Consider the following 19223-nt stretch of genomic DNA (forward strand, 5'->3'; position numbering starts at 1 on the left):
ACCCTCCTGCGAGAACTGACTGAACATCTCTTCCCAGCCGCAGCCGCAGGCGCCGAATCGACGGGGCCAGTGCAGAGCACCGGGACCAACCCTCGTCTCACCACGGCTCTGACGATATGCGCCCTGGCGAGCCCCAGTACAGGAGCCGCTGAGGCTGCAGAGATTCTACGCCGCGCTACTCAACCGACCCGATCGTTGGAGCGGACGGCCACCTCCGCAGTTCTCCAGGCCGTAGTGCCTGCCTTGAATCCCGCCGCGGCACCTGGCCAGAACTCCGCGAGCGTGGTGCTCGACCGCCTTGCCGAGACGGTCGCAGCCGCCATCCGCGCTCGTGGCAGCAGCGCGCACCCCCGTCTGCTTCGAGAACAGGACCGTGCCGCAGAGGGGCTGCGAAACGCGCTCCTGGGAAGTGCGGCGGTGCTTCTGTCGCGAGAAAGGAGTCACCAGGTCACAGAGCAGGCCGAAGCCACCGACATGCGCCCAACCGGTCAGGCACCGCGTCATGAACCCCCGGCTCCAGGCACGCCCGGCCCGGGACGCCGGACACCCGGCCGCTGAACCTCGGAGCTGACATGCCGCTGCTCAGGACACTTTCGTCCCCGTCTCATTGCCACTCCCCTGTGCGTGAGCGGGTCAACGCCGGACAACGGCGCGGCGGTGCAACGTGAGTGCCAACGCGAGCGCGGGCCAGCCCTTGCCACCGGCCAGCACACCGGAAGGGTCCGAACCCGGGTTCGTCACCCGCGTAACACCACCGGCATGCACGGCAATCGACCGGTCCTGGTGGGTCGGTGCCTACGGGCAGTGGGACACAACCAATCTCGGGCGCAATGGTGTTCCATCCGCCATGGCCAAGTTCGCGCGTGAGGCGGAGGCGGCCGGATGGTCTGTTGCGCTGAGAGCCGGAACCGTCGCCGCTGCGGACGACGAAGCGTCGCTTGGCGTGTGGGAGTGCGAGGCATCCGGTAGGGCGCACGACAGCCGACAAGGCGGGGAGTCTCTTGCCGTTCTTTCCCTGATGTGGACACAGGAGGACGGGCGAAAGCGCTGGACGTTCGACACCGAGCGCTCCGGGGCGGAGCTCGGCGGCCGAATTTTGACCGGCTACGTAACGCTGGAGGACTTCCGGCGTGCCTTGTCTCAGGCTCGGGTCAGGCAAGTGGACCCCGTGGTAGAGGCAGCGGAGACTGCCGCTCGAGAGGCCGCGGAACGCGCGGCGCTTGAAACTGCGGACGCGGCCCAGCGAGCGGAGTACGCGACGGGCGCTGCCGAATACGCACGCCAGTGGGAGCAGGCGACGGATCAGCAGACGAAGCGGTTCGGCGACTGGGTGGCAAGTAGTGGCGGCGTGCTGTGGCTGGGGGACTTTGCGCCAGCGGGGCGGATGTGGTCCGCGACCGAAGCAGAGGCCGCTGAGGCGTATGCGGCAGTGATGGCCGAGTGCCGGGCTCACCGTGAGGTGATCTCTCGGCTCTGGTTAGTTGACCGCATGGAGCGTGGGCACGTGCCTCACGGTGGCGTGCTCGCGCGCGAGGCGGCCGAGTCGGCGACGCGTGAGGTCAGGCGACTCATGAGCCGCTCGGCTGAGGTGGAAGACACTCAGGGCGCCGCTGAAATGATCCGTCGCGAGGTGCTGCCCGCGATCGTGTCGGCGCGTGAAGCGGTCGAGGCGTATGACGCGCACCGGTCAGAGGAAGCACGCCAGCACAGCCTCAGAGCGGCGGACGCCGGTCAGGTGAGGCCGGTCATTGCTGGCCCGGATGCAGTGCGGCCTGCGTACGAGCGTGCCTACCAGGGCGGCAGGGCGCCGGTAGCGGAGTGGGCGGCGTTGGTAGGTCTACACCGTGTGCTGGCGGTGGACAGGGACGTGACGAAGGGGCACACGCCCGTCCCGGGATGTTGTGCGCACTGCATGCGGTCGGACGCTCCCGACATGTGGACCGTGGAGGATGGGCGCCTGCTGTGCGGGCAGTGCGCTGACACGGTGCTGCCGTCAGGGTGGATCCGCGGCGCAGTACGGGCGGAGCAAGGCGCCCCAGTCCTGTACGCGGCTGACGTTGTGTCGGATCCAGGCGGGGTGGATGCGTGGGAATCCGAAGGCGGCTTCCAGGCGGGCGGGGGCCGGCCGCTGCTGATCTGCGACGGTAAGGGGGGCGGCGTTTTCCCCATTGCGTTCCGCGGCCCGTATGAGGGCATGGTGCGCCTGTCGCGTGACGTGCGGTTGCGCACGGTGCGCGGGGAGCTTGCGGCGGCGCGGGATCGTCTCGAGTCGGCGGAGTTCATCGCGCGGGAGCGTGCCGCCTGGTCGGCGGACATGCGGGAGGTGGATCGGGAGGCGCGCCGTAGCGCGGGTGTGCTCGGGGATCACGTGTGGCTCGGCGCAGAGCAGGCGGGTGACTGGCGTACGCGCGCGTACGACGTGGCGCTTGCCGCAGACCGTGCGGCACGGAACGCGCGGGACGCGGTACGCGCTCTGGAGCGGGAAGAGTCCGCGATCGTGACGGAGCAGGGGCTGGCGCCGGAACGCGTAGCGGCGGGAGAAGCGCATCTGGCGCGGTTGCATGCGGGGGAGGTCCAGGCCGGTCGTGGTGCGTGGCTGTCCGAGGACGGCGAGGCGGCGATGGTCTTCACGCTGCCGTGGGACGCTTCCCACGACGTAGAGCAGATTCCGGGAGGAGTGCCAGCGGATCAGATCACGGGGTACGTGGCATTCGTCGATGTGCTCGGGGACGCTGTGGCCGCGCGGGACGAGCGGCGCGCCCTGACGGCAAAGGACGTTCCCGGCCGCAACCGCATGGGTGGCCACGGCCCAGATACGGACTTGCGGCGCGCCATCGTGAACGCGTCCAAAGGGTTGGACGCCAAGCCCTGGAAGGCACCGAAGGTCCCGGAGGCCGGAACGCCGTTGGATGTCGCGACCCTGGCGACGTGGGACTCGGCGGGGGATGTCCTGGCGGAGACCGAGGCGGCCCCCGGGGTGTGGCTGCCCATGGCTGCCGTGGGCCTCGCGGAAGTGTCCATGGCCAACGGATGGACCGTGGCCATGCAGCGCGACGGGGGCACGGTCGCGGTGCGAGTGGCGGGAACGGCGGACAAAAGAGGTAAGCCGCTGCCGTACGAGCTGCTCGCAGTGTGGGTTGACGGCCTGTGGAGTGAGGACCGCTCGGCGGCGTGGGTGTCCGGGCGGCGGGTGACGTCCGAGAGGGCGTTGCTGTGGTCGGCGCCGGTCAAGGTTGGGGGCTCGGGTACTCATCAGGAACCGTCGCTCCTTTCAACAGTGCAGCACAAAGCGGAGCCGGTGACACTCGGGGTGCGCACGCCGGGATGGTCGGCACCTGCTCCCGCCGGGGTGTCGGACCCAGGTGGCATGGAGGGATGGGAGGGTGAAGGGGGCGCCCTGGCCGACGGCGAGATTGCACCCGTGGGCGACCCTGGAGTAGATGCGAGTGCCACGGTGGACGACGGGCAAATCTTGCCGGCCGCGACCGGCCGCAACGAAGAGCTTCCCCCGCCGGCAATCCGTGACGAGGCGACCAGCCAGCGGGCGTACCTGTTCAACGCAGGGAAGGCCGGACTGTGGGTACATGTCACCGGTCCCCGAGACGAGCACACCAGCGCTGCTGAACACATGGCGACCAGCGACAGTATCGCCGCGTTCGAGGTTGCCTCTCTGACACCCGAAGCCGCAGATGCCGTCCTGTCCTCGCACGGATGGGAGCGCCGCGGCGCATGGGACTCAGACAACTCCTCACCCGTGACCCCGGCCCACGACCCGGAACTGCGCACGCCCGCCGAGCCGACACCGGGACCAACACCCGCACCCGCCCCCCCGACCGTCGAAACCACCGCCAGCTCCGGCGACCGCAGTGAGAAGTCGCCGGACAAGATCACGAAGGGAGCCACGGTGGCCGAGCAGTCGACCGGCGGAGAGCCCGCGGCAATGTCCGCTCAGGTGTTGGCAGGCATGCCGCGCAATGCGGGCGTGCTCTTCCATGAGGCGGCCGAACGGGGTTGGGACGTCCATGCGGAGCGGCACTGGACCGGTCGCGCATGGACACGCCGGATCGTGATCACAGGGCTTGTGATGGTCCGAAAAGGGGTGGAGGAGGCAGAGCACATAGCGGTGTGGTCGGAAGACAAGGGCGGCTTCATGTCGTCGGCGTCGTCCGCCGGCTTCAAGGAGGTCCGATCGGCCGTCGCGGCTCAGATGCCCGTGAGTCGTGAGGCGGAGGAATCCGGTCGGACTGTGTGGGGGCGGGATGCCGCCATCTGGGTCCGTGAGCTCAACACGGCGGGTGCGAAGATCACGACCGGTCTGGGGGATGTCCGCGACGCGTATAACGCTCTGGACGGTACTGGTCCGGTCGGCCGCCGGGCCGTCGAGATCGCGGGGGCCGCGTACCGAGAAGCCGCGGAAGCGGAGCGGCGTGCCAGCGACGCCGTCAAGGCTGCCCGGGCCTGGCTCGCGAACTCCAACGGCGAGGATGCGCGCGGCTGTGCTGCCTGGCGGCGCTTGATCGTTCTCGCCACCAAATGCGTGACCGACGCGGCCGAGACGGTCGCCGGCGCCGTCGACCGCTCCGAGTGCGAGGAACTCGCCGCTCCCGTGATCGCGGAAGCTCAGGAGCAGCTGAATGAGCAAGAGGCGGCATGGCGTGAGCGTCTTGCGACTGAGGGAAGTGAACCGACGGCGCGCGGGTACGGATCCCTGATCCACATGTTCGAGGACCCGGCGCGCGACTGGGCTGCCTGGTTCGATGGTTACACGGACTACCACGACGTAGCCCACGCCCCCCAGGGTGACGCGTCCCTCTCGATGGTCGCGCAGTACGACGCATGGGGGGCCGAAAAGGCCGCCCGCTCGAACGGCCGTCAGGTGTCGTTCCCGTTGCGGTACACGTCCGCCTCGAACCTGGCGAGCGACCGGCAGGACGCGGCAGCCGTCGCGTTCGCCCTGGCGGTCGGTGAGCACATAGTCGCCCCGGACGATGACGACGTCACCCCAGTGGGCCGAGGTACTCGTGCTCTGCTTGCCGACATCGCGGCCCTGCGCCGGAACCCGGAGGGCTTCGCCACGGCGAACGAGCGCAAGCACCTTGCCGAGTGGGTCAAGCACCCGCACGGCGACCATTACCGCCCCCGAGCGGCCGGGCTCGCCGAGCATGCGCCGGAGCTGTGGGAGGCGTACGACACGGCGGCGCGGGCCTACGCAGGTGTGGACCACTACCGGAACGCCCTCGTGTGGGATCGGAAGTACGCGGCTGAGCGGGCCGAGAAGATCAAACAGGCGGACGACGAGGGGCTCGACGGTCTGACGGCAGCGCGAGAGGCGCGTCGGCTGTCTGGACGTGAGGAGGAGGCGTGGGCGGCCGCCGTCGAGCGGTTCACCACGGCACGTGTGCGGGTGCATGAGGCGTCGGTGCTCGCGGCAGGGGATGTGGAGCGGGCCGAAGCGTGCGGGGAGTGCGTACGCGAGTCTGACGCACTGGCGGAAGACGTGTGGTCGGCCGTTGGGTTCTGCCGTGAGGCATACGACGACGTCCACCGTGCGAAGCGCGACGCCGACCGCTACGCGGAGTCGGCGGAGATCTACCGGGATGCCGGACGGCTCGAGGACTACGTGGCCGAGTGCGTGCGGGTGGAAGACGCTGCGCAGCGCGCCGAGTCTGGGCGTGAGGAGACGTTGAACCTCTACGGGTGCGCTTTCGAGGACGCCACGAGAGCCGAGGAGGCCCGGCAAACGGCATGCACTGCGGACGTCGCCGGGCAGGTCGCCGCTACCGTCGAGGTTATCGCGTTTCACCAGTCGCCCGGCGTCGTTGGCCGTATCGTCTGCCAGTGCGGCGCCGTGCACGAGGGGTACTTCCCGCTGCGCGCCCGCGGCCTCAACGGTGAGCAGCCCTCCGGCATGGCTGACCTGACCGACTGGGACATTGACGACGCATTGGCCGTCCGCGGCCTGGCCGCCTCAGTCGACCGCGACCAGTGGTCGCGAGGCGTCCTGGTCTCGTCCGAGAACGGCACGGCCGGCTTCGCTATCCGCATCCCGGTGACAAGGGACCAGCCGGCGGCCGAGGCGTATGAGGCCAGCCGCGCGGCGCGGCAGCAGGCGACGCAGGCCGCGCCCCTCGAAGAGGGAGTGCCGGAGGACGGGGACGACCCAAAGGCAGCCAAGGAGGGTGCGTCGACAAGCCTGCCGCCCCAGGACGAGGCGGCCCGGGCGACGGAGCGCGAGCGGACCGCATCCCTGTCCGGCACTGAGATGGCGGCCGAACAAATGGAGCAGGCGAACGACATCCCGACAGAGGCAGACGCCTCAGCGCCGTCGGGTGAGCTGGAGCGGCAGACGGCGGCGGCTGAACTGGCAGCAGCCGGGGTACACGCCAGCCGCGACGACACCCCCCAGGCAGACGCAGTGCCGGACGGCCAAGAGGCGGCCGGGGACGCGGAGACAGACGGGCGCGGGGCGCAACTTCGGGCAGCGCTCACCATTGGCGAGACGATCGTCCCCGTCACATTCACAGACAAGCGCGAACCGGCGGCCGGCTGGATTCTGACGACACCGGGCGGGCATACATTCCGGCTGCGCCCCGTGACGTACAGCCTTCCGGAAGAGGACCAGTGGGAAGCCGGCCACGACGCTGACGGCTCGTACTGGTGGGCCACAAACATAGACGACCGGCCCCTCAGCAACGTGCTGGCACGGATCCGTGAGGACTCGGCGACCCGTACACGGTTCGCGTCGCTGTGGGCCCAGTACGGGCATCTGACCGCGCAGACCCCCCAGTTCGAGACGACCACGGACCGCGTCCAGCTCGAAGAAGGCGTGCTCTTGGTCCGGCGGTTCGGCCGCATCGGCCTCATCGCGGCCTGGCGGTGGGGCTGGGAGCACCTGACCGACCCGGACGGCGCGCAAGGCCACACCGGCGAGGACTGGTCTCGCAGAGGCCCCGACCACCGGCAGTACGTCGCTGAGTGGCAGATCTGGCACATGGCCCAGGACGCCATTCCGAACGGGCGGCTGCGCGTCGTGGCCCAGCTCACGGACGACATGGCCGACACGCCGGACGCCTACTGTGATGCGTCGGCGCCGTACGTCGGCAAGTGCAGCGCGAAGCGCTCGGGCGCCAGATACACGGTCGCCGTCGTCACCGACCAGGAGGTCGAACTCGGCCGCTACACCGTGTGCGCGCGATGCCTGTCTCACCGGCTCCTGAACGAGAAGGACGGGCGCATCGGTCACCGCGACGTTCAGAGCCTCGTTCAGGCATTGGCCAAGGGGGACCCGAAGGTGGTCAACCTGCACTGGGAGCAGTGGCCTGACCGAATCGCCGAGGTTGCCGGACAGATGCTCTCGGCCGCGCTGGATGCTGGGGAAACCGCCCCGTGGCCCGCTCAGGCTTTGACGGATCAGATCGTCGCCGAGGCGTGCGAAGCGGGGGACGATCGCGCCAAGCGTGAAGCGCGAGCGGAGGTGAAGGCCACGGGTGGGGACGCGAAGGCACAGAAGCGGGCGGCGGAGGAGGCGGTCGCGGCCCGCCAGGACCGGGCTGCGCTGGTCGCCGGGCAGGGCGCGGCCGGGCGCGCATTCTCGGCTCGGATCTGGGCGGAGTCGGCAGGGAAGGAGACCGTCCGGCAGCTGGAGGCGGGAGACCGCGCCAAGGCGGAGGAAGCAGCGGGTGAGGCGTCGGAGTGGGCGTCCGTCGCCAGTGAAGCGGCCGAAGCCGCGATTGCGGCCGGTTACGAGCCGACGGAGATTTCGGCACGCGCGGACATGGAAGCGGCGAACGAGGCCGCCTGCGCGGCCGTCGCAACCCTCGGGCTCGACGGTTCGGGGGTGGAAGAGAGCGACGCGGCGCCGGAGCCTGCTGAGGAGGCGCCCGAGGTCGTCGACGTCAATGCGCTGGCTGTCACCCCGCAGACCCGCAGTGGGGAGCCGTCCACGTACCAATTCACCGTCATCGGCCCCGGGCTGACCGTCGGCGAATACGAGATCTCCCACGACTGTCAGGGCAAGGGCGCGCGGGGGATCATCTGGCAGGCGTGGTGGCACGGCGTAGAGCCGTCGGGCCGGTGGGACGTTATGAGCATCGGTTCCGGTGAGGGCAAGGACGCGGCACTGGTGGCCGTCGCTGAGCACGCTGCCAAGGCCGGCGGAGACGTGGCCGCCGGGTTCGCCGCCGCCCGCCGCATGGAGTACGACGCCGGACTGTGGCTACTGCCGGACGTTGGGGAGTCGGAGTCGATCCAGTACCACCCTGACGGCTCCTGGACGATCACGGCCGAGACCGGCGCCCCGTACACGGTCCGCCGGGAGTGGCAAGGCCGCACCGCCTCCGGCGGCCTGGCGCCGCTCCTGATCGAGGACCAGGCGGGGGCCCTGGTCGCATCCTGCACCGCCGTCGACGGCTACATGTCCGCATGGGCGCCGATGCTGGAACGGCTCCGCCTCCACGCTACGGCGGTCGCCGACGGGGTGTCGCACGCGGTGGCCGTCACCCACGGCGGACCGACCCAGGAGTGGGTCGAGGCGTGGTGTGTGTGCGGCTGGACCGAGCGCACCGGCGTCGCCAAGTACGCCGACCGCGCCCCCGCCGGAGAGGCACTGGTTCAGGCGCACCGTCAGGCCCACCACCAGGAGATGTCCGCAATCGACGTTGTCGCGATCGCCGAGCTGGACGCCGAACCAGCCCCCGCGGACACGAAGCAGCCGCCCGCCGAGGGCCGCGATCACAAGGGCGAACCTCTAAGGCACGCATGGGATCAGCCCGAGGACTTCGTCACCCTGACGATGCCGCGGCCCTTGGCCGACTTCCTCCACGTCGAAGAAACCGCAGCCATGGAGGACCCGGACACCCGGAAGGCCCTCGTCGAGGCCTCGCCAAGCCGAAACGGTGGGCTCAAGGTGACGGGGCCGATCGAGGTCCACCAGGCTCTCCTCAAATGGGCGTGGATGCTGGAGGGCGGCGAAGGGCTGGAGTCCGACCCGGAGGACGCACGGGCCTACCGGAACTACGCGAAACGCATCGAGCAGGCCGCCTCCCAGCTGAGGAATCGCGGCACGGAGCGGGACGCTGCCGCCCCGAGCTCGGTAGCCGGCGGGCAAGACAACGACGGCACCGCCAACCTCACCCCCGAAGAGGTCCCACAGCTTTCAGGCGCGAGGCAAATCCAAGACTCCAAACCGCCATCAGCCGCAGAGGATGGGGAAACCCAAGGCGAGAACACCTCTCCGGTAGAGCCGGAGATGGCGGCCGGCGGCAGTGAGACGAATGGGGATCGCACCAGCCTGCAGTTCCTCGAGGCAGGGGAAGGCGAGGTTCCCCAGGACACAGGCGAGACGGAACAGCTCGGGCTGTTCGGTACAAACCTAGAGGACAGCCTCAAACCGCCAGCACCGTCGTCGAGCGAGAGCCGTACCGTCCACCGCGGCACGTTGTGGCCTGGCAGCCTGGTCACATTCACACTGGACGACATCGACGAGCCGCAGATCGCCGACCGGAAGCCGCCCAGCCCTTTGACGATCACCGGCCACATTTTCCCCGGCTACCAAGCCTCACTAGGGACGAACGGCAGTGCGATCCTCCTCGACGCGGTAGTCCGCGACTCGGCAGGCGACGAAGTTGCCGCAGGAGACATCGCCGTACAGGCCATGCCCGAGCAGGTCCTGCTCACCCCCGCCGGCCACCGCAAGGACCTCTACCCGGAACTGCGCGGCATCACGGCTATCAGGGTCGGCGACCTGGTCGCTGAGGTCGGCGCTAGGGGTGCGGCCGTCACTGCCGTCGCCTACGCCAGTCACCCTCGCGGAGCGACCACGTTCTTCACCCGCGATGTCGTCACCGGCGCCGAGAACAGCTTCACCCGACTCCACAGCAGTGGGCTCTCCGTGGTGCCGAGGGAGCGCCGTCTACCCAAGGACGTAGCCCCGTTGTTCGGCGAGCACACCAGCCACGACACGGTGCTGGCGGACACACAGACCGTTCTGGAGAGTTACCAGGCCCTTCAGGAGGCTGTGGCACTCCAGTGGCCTGACGAGGGCGGACCACAGCCTGAGCTTCGGAGTCTGCACACTGTCATGAGGCGTCTTTCCCCTGAGGGCAGGGGAGCGGAGGCGTATCGATCCAATGCCGAGGCGATGACTGCGGCCCGGAATGCACTCGGACCGGTCTTCGCCCAGGCCGGTCCCGTCGCCCGCTACCAGGGGCACATCGGCCGCCCCCTCCACGACCTTGGCCAGCAGCTCGACATCCAGGCCCAAAGGCTGTCCGCGCTCGCCGCCCACCTGGAGGTACAGGCGGAGGCATCCGGGGGTGACGATGCCTCACCCGTCTCGGCAACTGACGTCACGCAGACCGAGACCGCTGAGTCCCCGGCCGCTGTGGCGACACGATCCGGCCGCGCCCTGAAGTTGGACGGGACGCCGAAGCGCGAGAAGGAGCAGGGCGCCTTGTTCGACCTTGCTCAGCCGGACGCCCCGAGGCCTGTCACCGCCCCGGACATTGCTTTCGAGCAGGAGGAGACTGCGACAGCACGCAGGGTCGCGGATCGGCTCCCAACTGACGCAGGCGGTCGCCCCAACGACACGGAGGTCGTAACACCCGGCTCAGGCAGAGACCGACCGAACACCGGCGAGGGCGGTTCGTCCGATGCCGATGTCCGGGACGGGGCGATCCGTGATGACAGGAACCACTCAGCGCTGAATCCCCTCGGAGCTCATGCGAGCGAACCGCTGGTAGACGAAGAGGCAGACTCGGGACCGAGCCCGCACCCAGCGCCCACCCCTGGGGATGTGTCTCCGGCTGATATCACCGCACCGGTGGAGGACTCCGGGACACCAGTGCCACTCGCCCGACCGGCCGACACACTGCTACGTCCCGGCAGGCTGCTTCACGCCGACGGCACGCCTCTGTTCCTGCACCAGTCCTCTCCCGGCAAGGCGGCGTCCTCGCATCCGGTTACAGCGCACGGGGCGGCTCCCCCTCCCTTCGGGACCGGCGAGTGGCAGGTCGTGCTCGACGAGCGAGGCAGTCGGATGATCATTCATCCGGCACTAATCAGCCGCCGGGACACCCCCCGCTATCCCGGCGTTGACGACCCCGAGGAGGCGGCGCGCTGGGAAGCCCTGGACAGGTCCGAGGCGATCGGCGAAGACGGCGCCGTCCTTCATGCGCGGCACGTGCGCCCCGGTGACCACCTGGGTGTAACCCGCAGTACTAAAGGCCAGGAGAGCACCGAGTACCTCGAGGTCAAAGCCGTCCGCACCGCCGGCCCAGGGGTGCGGGCCAGCCGCGAACTGGAATTCACCCTGGCGGGACCCCGCGGCGGAGCCAGGAAGGTCACACACGAACCAACTGCAAACGTCACCATCACGCACCCGACAGCTCACCCAGCCGCAGCGGCCCCCGCGGACGGTCGTCCCATCACCACGCGCCTGCTCCGAGAGCTCTGGGCCGAGGGCCCACAAGGCCGACAGGTCCACAACCCGGGCACACTCCGACTGATCGCGGACGGGCAGTTTGCGCTGCACCAGCTGAACGACCGCAGTTGGGAGCTCCTCCCCGCCACCACCGCGACGGTCATCTGGCCCAACGAGTACATCTACGGCTTCGACGGTGAGCCGCCATGGCCCCTTGCGGGATTCCCCGATGCCGACCAGGCGAAGGAGTTCGCGGAGCGCCTCACCACCCTCCTTTGCCATGGCGGTCCTGGGACCGTCGACTTTGCATCTCCCGCCTTCCCCGCGTCAGCAGAGACTTGGCGGGCTGAGGACGGAGGTCCGTTGTACCTCGCCCTCCTCGGCGAACGTGCCGGCTTCGACCGATCCCACGGTCGTGGTGACTCGCACGTCTCCACGGAATACCTCAAGTTCGAATCAGGAATGCGACGGCCGCAGGCGGCCATCGGCCACCAGTGGGCGGACCAACTGGAGTCCAGTGACCAGGTCCTGCTCGAGATGGACGACGAACTCAGGCAGTTCGAGATCCGAAGCCGGACCATCAGCACGAGCGGACTCGTCACACTCGTCCTCGACACGGACGACACCGTCCTCCTCGCACGCAACATGACCATCCCAAGCGACACCACACAGCCGATTACCGCCAACGGACCGGCCTACGCAGACCTTCAGGCCGGCTGGGCCGTCCCCGAGGGCGCCTGGGTGGAACTCGAAGCCACGGACCTAGACCCCGAGCTGCTGAACTCCCTGGAACATCCACGACTGCACGAACCCGGATCCCGAATTCGAGCCAAGCTCAGCGCACGCGACGACGACACCTACTCGATCCGCCTCTGCCAGATCCGCCTGGTAACAGCGGAGCAAGAGCGTCACCCTCTCATCGAGGACCTGGTCATAGAGCAGCCCGATGTATTGGTCCGGCTCCGCCCATCCACGGCATCCGCCGAGGAGCCCCAGCGCCTGTCAGAGGGACAAACGGCCATCCCTGGTCAAGGACCTGCCAGCTCCGACTCTGCACCGGAGTCCGCAGGCAACGGGCACACCGTCGTGACACCCGCAGACCAGCAAGCCGCCTATGACAGCGGCGCGGTCCGCCCTGGAGAGGACGGAACTGCTCCCGAAGGAGGCCAGCCCGCAGCCCCCCGCACGACCACGGGCCAACAGATCGCGACACCGGCGTCTTCCTCGCAACGCCCCGAACCAGACAAGCACCATCGTGCCCAGGAGATCGCCGACGCTGCTGCCGCCGCTACCCTCCCTGAACAGGTCAGAGACCTCTGGGAATCCGCCCGCAGTGCCTCGCTTCCCCCGGACACCTGGGTCGACACCCCCGATGGGGCAAAGCCGCTCCTGCCCTACCTTGAAGCCCGAGGCAAAGACCTGGTGGCACTCGCCGCCACGACAGACGCCGCGCCCACCGCAGAACCTCGCGAACCATCGCCCGACCAAACGCCGCCGGCCGCAGGAGAGCGGCCTGAACCCGACGGCCCGGATACAACCCAAGCCGATCCGACTCAAGAAGCTGCACTGTACGAGCTCGCCCGATCGGCCCTCAGCAGCGAGGACGCGCCCACGGCGCCAACCCGGCTCGCGGACCTCGACGGGACCACCATCTTCCACGTGGTCAGCACCGAGCCGCCGGGAGAAACTGACCCCCGGAGTGGGTCCCGGTGGCTCTATCTGGGTCTGACCGACGACACCACCAACCCCTCCATCCCGATCGCCGTCATCTCCGACTCGGACCTCTCCCGCATCACCGCACTAGACTTCGAGCACGCGGTCTCTACCTGGGCACACCTCGCCGAACCCGTACTGGTCAACCTCTACGGCAACGCAGCGCCCGCTAGCGATGACAGCCAGCAGGAGTGGCAGGACCATGAAGTCGAAGCGCGCATCCTCCAGCCGTACGGGCAGAGGGAGGCCGACGACGAGCATCCGGCGAGCGCCAGCGGCGACGCAGATTCCGCGACAGCCCGCCACGCCGCACCTCACCACGGCGGAACAGGTCTGTCCGACGGACCCCAGCCGGCCGTCCCCGCAACCGAAGTCCCCACCGAAACGGATGACGGCGGCCGCGTCACGTCTGAACCCCTGGCCCGAGAAGAATCGGGTTCCCAGCGTCAGGCGCCAGTCCCAGACCGGCCGAAACCCCCCGCACTGCGCGAGGGCACCCTTCAACCCGTCCCCCAGCCTGGGCCCGCTGGCACTGAAGCGCCTCAGTCCGGCCTCCAGGCCCCCGCCGACCCCACCCCGGAGCCGCCGCGCACTGAATGGGCTCTCAGTCCAGAGGGAACCAACACGCCAGCTGACGGCGGCGCCGTCCCGGAGGAACAAGACCTCCAGGCCTCGCCCCCGACTACCGAGGACCAGGCCGACGGATTCCTCGACCCGTCCGAAGGGCACATCGCCGCCCTCCGTGAACTGTTCGAAGCGCTGGCTGCTTTGGCAAGCGGCGCCGACATCGTCTCATCCGACGCACCTGCAGTGCAGGAAGCCAAGCCAGTCCGACAGGGCTTGTCCACGGACCTGACCCGTGCCCGAGCGGACCTCGACGCCCCCATCGGGGAGATCAACAATTCCCCGCGCACCACTCCACAGGTTCGCACGGAACTCGGCGCACTCATCGCGGAGATCGACCAGACACTGCCTCAGCTGGACCGAATCCACGCCAGTCAGCGTGCCACGTTCCTGAACAGAGCCCTCGACCTCCTAGTCCGCACCGCGGAATGGCTCAGAGAACTCGCCGCCCGGCTGCAAGCTCCGGCAGCCAGCCAACGCATCGAGGAACTCACAGAACGCCTGCGTGGTAGCCGCTTACAACCTGCCGCGCCTCTGCTCGCCCCCCGCGGCGACCGGCGACTCCAGATCTACGCCAGCACCCAGCGCCTCATCGAGACCCAACTGGCCACACCCGGCCTCCCTCTGGCCCAGCGACACTCCCTCCAGGAGGAGTGGATCCTCAATCGAGCGCGCTGGCACAATCGCTACAAGATCCACCATGGCGAGCCCCCCGAGGGACTCATCCCCGACGGGAGCCGTGTCGCCGGCTACCCCACTACACCTTCCCGGCGGACCGAGGTCATCCGAGAGCTGGGGGACCACCTCCGCAGGCGGGCCACGGATCTCGCCGCCGTACCCGCGACCCTTGCCCAGGCGGAGCTCTTGGTCACCGTGGCGGCTGCGTACGAGCCGCAGTCGCCCCCGAACCTGGCCCCACAGCAGTCACCAACCACCCCCCGATCACACCACGTCGCAGACCGCCCAGACGTGTGCGCTGCCGCGCGTCGCCTGGCTGACGAGACGGCCTCGCGGGCCGCCCGCACAGCTGCAAGCGGAGCTTCGCTCCGCACGGACAGCCGCACAGCCATCAAACTCTCAGAGCAGCAGCAACAGGCAGCGCAGCCCGCCGCTGCGCCCGGGGGACCTGGACGTGCCGCGTGACAGACACATTTTCACGGGAGCCGCGCGACTGAGCAGCCAGACTCGACAGTTCGGCAGGCTGCACCTGCAGCACCGAAGTCGCGTGCGACCACGCCGCGTCCCGTCATTGCACCAGATGCCAGTGCCAAGCTAGATTGCATCTGATATGGGCGCGTCGAAGGCAGGCCTACGGCTCGGTGCAGGGGCGCAGCGGCGCCAGGGCATCGAGCCACCGCCGGCGGACAGAATTGCCCTCCCAAGCGACGAATCGGCACACGGAGCACACGATGTCCAGCACTCCGAGCTTGAGTGACCAGTTCGCTCGGCGGCTCCGTGCACTGCCCGAACGCATCACCTTTCAGGAGATCGCGGACGTGACGCTGCGCGACGTTGACGCGGTCCGGCGATGGCGGAATCTGCCCGGTTTCCCCCCAGAGGTCGACCTCGAAGGCCCCCGCGGAGCCCGTCGCTTCAACCGAGACCAATTCGCCGCCTTCTACACCACGGCGAAGCTCGCCGCGGACGAGGCCGGCACCGCACCCGGGCCAAAGATCATCGACGCACTCGGGCAGATTCCCGACACTCCCGGGCTCAGCCTTACAGCTGGCGAGATCGCAAACCTACGTAAGGTCAGCATCGCCGCAGTTCACAAGGCCGCATCCAGCGACGGCTTTCCTCAGCCGACTGGCGTACGCAGCGTATGGCGGACGGTTAAGACCGCCATCGAAGGTAGCCAGTCCGAGCCCGTCCCTGAAGAGACGCTGATCAACCACGGCGTCAAGAAGCTCAGCCTTGAACGGCTTGCCCACGATGGAATGCTCGAGCGCACCCGGGAAGTCCGCTACCGGCTCACGCCGGCGGGGCGGCAGAATCCGCCACGCGACGGAACCAAACAGCACCTCGCCTGGGCCTTGCTCAGGGGCTGCTACCCGCACTCCTTGCCCATCGACGACATCATCAAGGTCGGTGTCTCCCGCACCAACTTTGCCGCCATGGTTGCTCGAGGTGCAGCGGAACTGGTCCCCAGGGTTACCTACAGCCTGACCGCCGAAGGTCGTGCGAACGACCCGGTAGAGGACGGTCATGGGGAGGGTGAGTACGAGTACGACGCACTTCAAGTTGCACGCTTCTACCGGGGTGAGCACCAGGGAGGCAGCCAGTACATGGGCCCCCTCACCGCAGCCCACCTTGACCAGTGGGCGCAGCAGGTCGGTGCGACCTGCCTCCGCAGCGAGATGGCCCAAGTGGCGAGACGCTCAGACGACTGGGTCGCCAAACGACTCAAGAGCGAAGGCGCTCCTACCCCCTTGGGGCGACGGCAGTTGAAGGTAGGCCGCAGTGCCTACGAGTACGACACCACCACGGTGGTCGAGTGGCTCAAGGGCGAGTTCTCCATCAAGGAGTAGACGAGCAGGGTTTCGAGCAGTCCGTCCGGGGACCGCACCTGCGCTGCCCCTCACACGGCTGATCCGGACCCTCTCCCTCCAAAGTCCGGGATCAGGGGGTCATGGCGGTGATCTGCGGTCCGTCGGCTGCTCAACTGCGCCGGCCGCCCCGGGTCGGCTCGCAGTCGGGGACGCCATCCTCCCTCGCTGCAGCGCGCTCCGTCGAGAGGCGTCTTGTCTCAACAAGAGGATGAACCAGCCATCGCGAGCCGCGCCGCCGGTGACCTGATTCGATCATGAGGGCGGAGTCCCTCGACGTCTTGCAACCGTGATGGGCGGTATTCACGCGCTCCAGGTATCGAATGGAGAACCTCAAAAACATAGTTTAGGGGAGTCCGAACGGATCGGACCAGGACCGAACCAACTCCTGGTCACTCCCACCTGGAGAATCCATGCCCACGACCACGGCTGCTCCTGCACCCGATAAGGCGCGCAAGCTCAAGTACCCCATGGCGTCTGACTACGTGAAGGACTGGACCGCCAACCGCGCCCTCAAGGAGTTCGTCTCCAACGCGATCGACGCGTCTCCGACCTACAGTGTCATCTGGTCAGAAGGCGTCCTGACGATCGAGGACGACGGACCCGGCATTCCCTACGAGGGGCTGCTGTTCGGCGGATCGACCAAAGACTCCCGTCACATCGGACAGTTCGGCGAAGGCAAGAAGCTGGCCCTGCTCGTACTCGCTCGCGACCCCCAGATTGGTGCCGTCGCAGTGGACACCGTGGGGTACGCCTTCAAGGCTGAAATGGAGCACAGCGACCTGCTCAAGAACATCGGAGGGTCCGGCAACGCCAGCAACACGCGAGTACTGACGCTCACGTTCTCGGACAGCCAGCGCGCCCGAGGCACACGCATCACAGTGGAGTGCGACCAACCGCTCGCCGACGAACTCCTCTCCGAGATTCGCTACCTCAACGAACCGAACTACACGCCGCCCTGTGACAGAGCTTCCATCGTCCTCGACGGTGAGCCGGGACGAATCTGGGTCGGAGGGATCCTGGTCACCACCGACGCCCGCCTGATCGCCAGCTACGACCTCCCTCTCGCAACCGCGAAGGAGTACCAGAACCGCGACCGCACCATCGTGAGCAGCCAGGCATTGGAACGGCACGTCCACGCCACGCTCGCCCAATGCACGGACCTCAGAGTTCTGACGAAATTCGTCGACCACGCCCTCAACGATGGTGGGCTCGCCGGGCCCGAGGCGTTCTTCACGAGCGTGACTTCTTACGAGGTCCGACAGACGTTCCGCCAGATCGGACAGAACCGATGGCCCGATGGCCGGGTCTACCACAACGCCCGTGACCTCGCTCAGGAAGCCGAGCTCGGCCTGCAAGACCGGGGGTGGAAATGCGTTACCAGCGGACTCAACCCCACCCAGCACCGGTCCCTGATGAACCTGCTCGGTGTAGGAGACCCGCCCCAGGCGGAGGCGGCCTCCCGCATCCGCGAAGCTCCCGCCCGCACCACCATCTGGACGACTGTCACCCACCTCGGCCCTTCACGCCGCCGAAACCTGGACCTAGCCCGAGGCATCATGGAAGCCACCTTCGGGCGAGGCTGCCTTGGGACCCTGGGAGTCTTCACCCACCACGAGGCGGGACAAAACGGCTGCTCGGCACGCGGCGCCTACTGGCCCACTACTGACAAGGTCGGCATACAGGACCAAGTCCTGGACGATCTCGGTGAGACCCTCCAGACCTTGTTCCACGAGTACGGACACCGGCACGCAGCCCGTACACCCGGCTTCCAGACCTACGCCGACCGCACTCGGGACTTCGAGACGGCCCTCTGCACCGCCGCGTCTATCGCCCTTACCCAGCTTGGCAGCCGCGAGCAGAGGATGATCCCACTCGTCGATCGCGAAGTCTGGGACGAGAACGATCTGCCCGTCGGGTCCTACCTCACCCTCCCCCCGCTAGGAGCCAAACCAGTGAGCACCGCCACCTTGCGGCGCGAACACGCTAAGGCACAGGCACCCGAGCCGCGCCGTCTGCTGGCCGACCTTGCCGTCGCGCGTCTTGCGATCGTCCGGCAGCAGACCGGCAAGACCCTGTCGGAGCTCATGAAGTCCCTGGCTCTCTCCAACGCACACCTCGGGCTCATCACCCGTCCCCACCCTGCCGGATACCGGCGAGCCAGAGGATTCGCCACGCTCCCCGAGTACGCCAAGTCCGAAGCACTCGGCCGCTTGCTGGGTATCCACCCACCAGTCTTTTACCTGGCCCACATCGCCGTGGAGGGCCCCCTCTACAACACCCGAAAAAGGCAGGTCAATCATAACCGGGCCTGGCGCCAGCCACTCGCCACAGGGGCCGAGAGCGCTGTTCGCCATCTGCGCGAGCTGGGCGACGTGTACGTCGCCCAGGCAGACGCCATCGAGGCCATGGCCGCTGGTCGAACGCCCTACGACGCCGAGGGAAAGTGGCTGGAACCGGTCACCGCGCTCATCAAGGCAGAGACCGACCGACTCATGTAGCCCACCGCCACAACCGCGTCGCGGCCGGGGCTACCGCATAGCCCCGGCCGCCCAACGGCCTGATCCGTCCGCCGCCTGCTGAACAGAGCGCCGCCCTGCAACGGACCCTGCACGTGGTTCAGAACGAGCTACGGACGCTGCAAGCAAACGACTTGGGCTCCCGCCTCCGCAACGACCTGAACTGTCGAGCCGGCGCTGGCACGTTGGCGCCATCTATGAGGCCCTCAACACGCAATATTTGCAGCGAACCCGAGCCCGCACGTTGACCGTACTCCCGGATGGATCCGGTCTTGCCGAAAGAACTCTGGCCAAGACTAAAGCAGATCACTCGGGCCACACTGGCGCGGAAAAGCGTCTCCAGATTCTAGGTGCGCGTCCACGAAATCTGTGAGAGCCGGGGAACCGCTGGCTGGATGAGAT

3 protein-coding genes are annotated in these 19223 nt (G+C 68.1%); all 3 read left to right on the forward strand.

Features of this window, described 5'->3' with window-relative positions:
- Positions 1-847: 847 nt before the first annotated feature.
- The 3 genes from ACFV88_RS33470 (at position 848) to ACFV88_RS33480 (ending at position 18803) form a co-directional block, all read left to right on the forward strand.
- Positions 848-14899, forward strand: coding sequence for a hypothetical protein (locus ACFV88_RS33470; protein ID WP_385495902.1), 14052 nt, complete (start codon positions 848-850; stop codon positions 14897-14899).
- Positions 14900-15165: 266 nt separating this feature from the next.
- Positions 15166-16284 carry a hypothetical protein gene (locus ACFV88_RS33475; RefSeq protein WP_385495903.1) on the forward strand — a complete coding sequence of 373 codons (1119 nt, stop codon included), beginning with the start codon at positions 15166-15168 and terminating at the stop codon, positions 16282-16284.
- A 431-nt stretch (positions 16285-16715) separates the two neighbouring features.
- Positions 16716-18803: an ATP-binding protein gene (locus ACFV88_RS33480; protein WP_385495906.1), complete on the forward strand. Its 2088-nt coding sequence runs from the start codon at positions 16716-16718 to the stop codon at positions 18801-18803.
- Positions 18804-19223: the final 420 nt, after the last annotated feature.

Source organism: Streptomyces sp. NPDC059816, assembly GCF_042732055.1.
Classification (GTDB): domain Bacteria; phylum Actinomycetota; class Actinomycetes; order Streptomycetales; family Streptomycetaceae; genus Streptomyces.

What these genes read in the sequence shown, in the direction of transcription:
- ACFV88_RS33480 (WP_385495906.1), top strand. Translation starts at nt 16,716, where the DNA reads ATGCCCACGACCACGGCTGCTCCTGCACCCGATAAGGCGCGCAAGCTC.
- ACFV88_RS33470 (WP_385495902.1), top strand. Translation starts at nt 848, where the DNA reads ATGGCCAAGTTCGCGCGTGAGGCGGAGGCGGCCGGATGGTCTGTTGCG.
- ACFV88_RS33475 (WP_385495903.1), top strand. Translation starts at nt 15,166, where the DNA reads ATGTCCAGCACTCCGAGCTTGAGTGACCAGTTCGCTCGGCGGCTCCGT.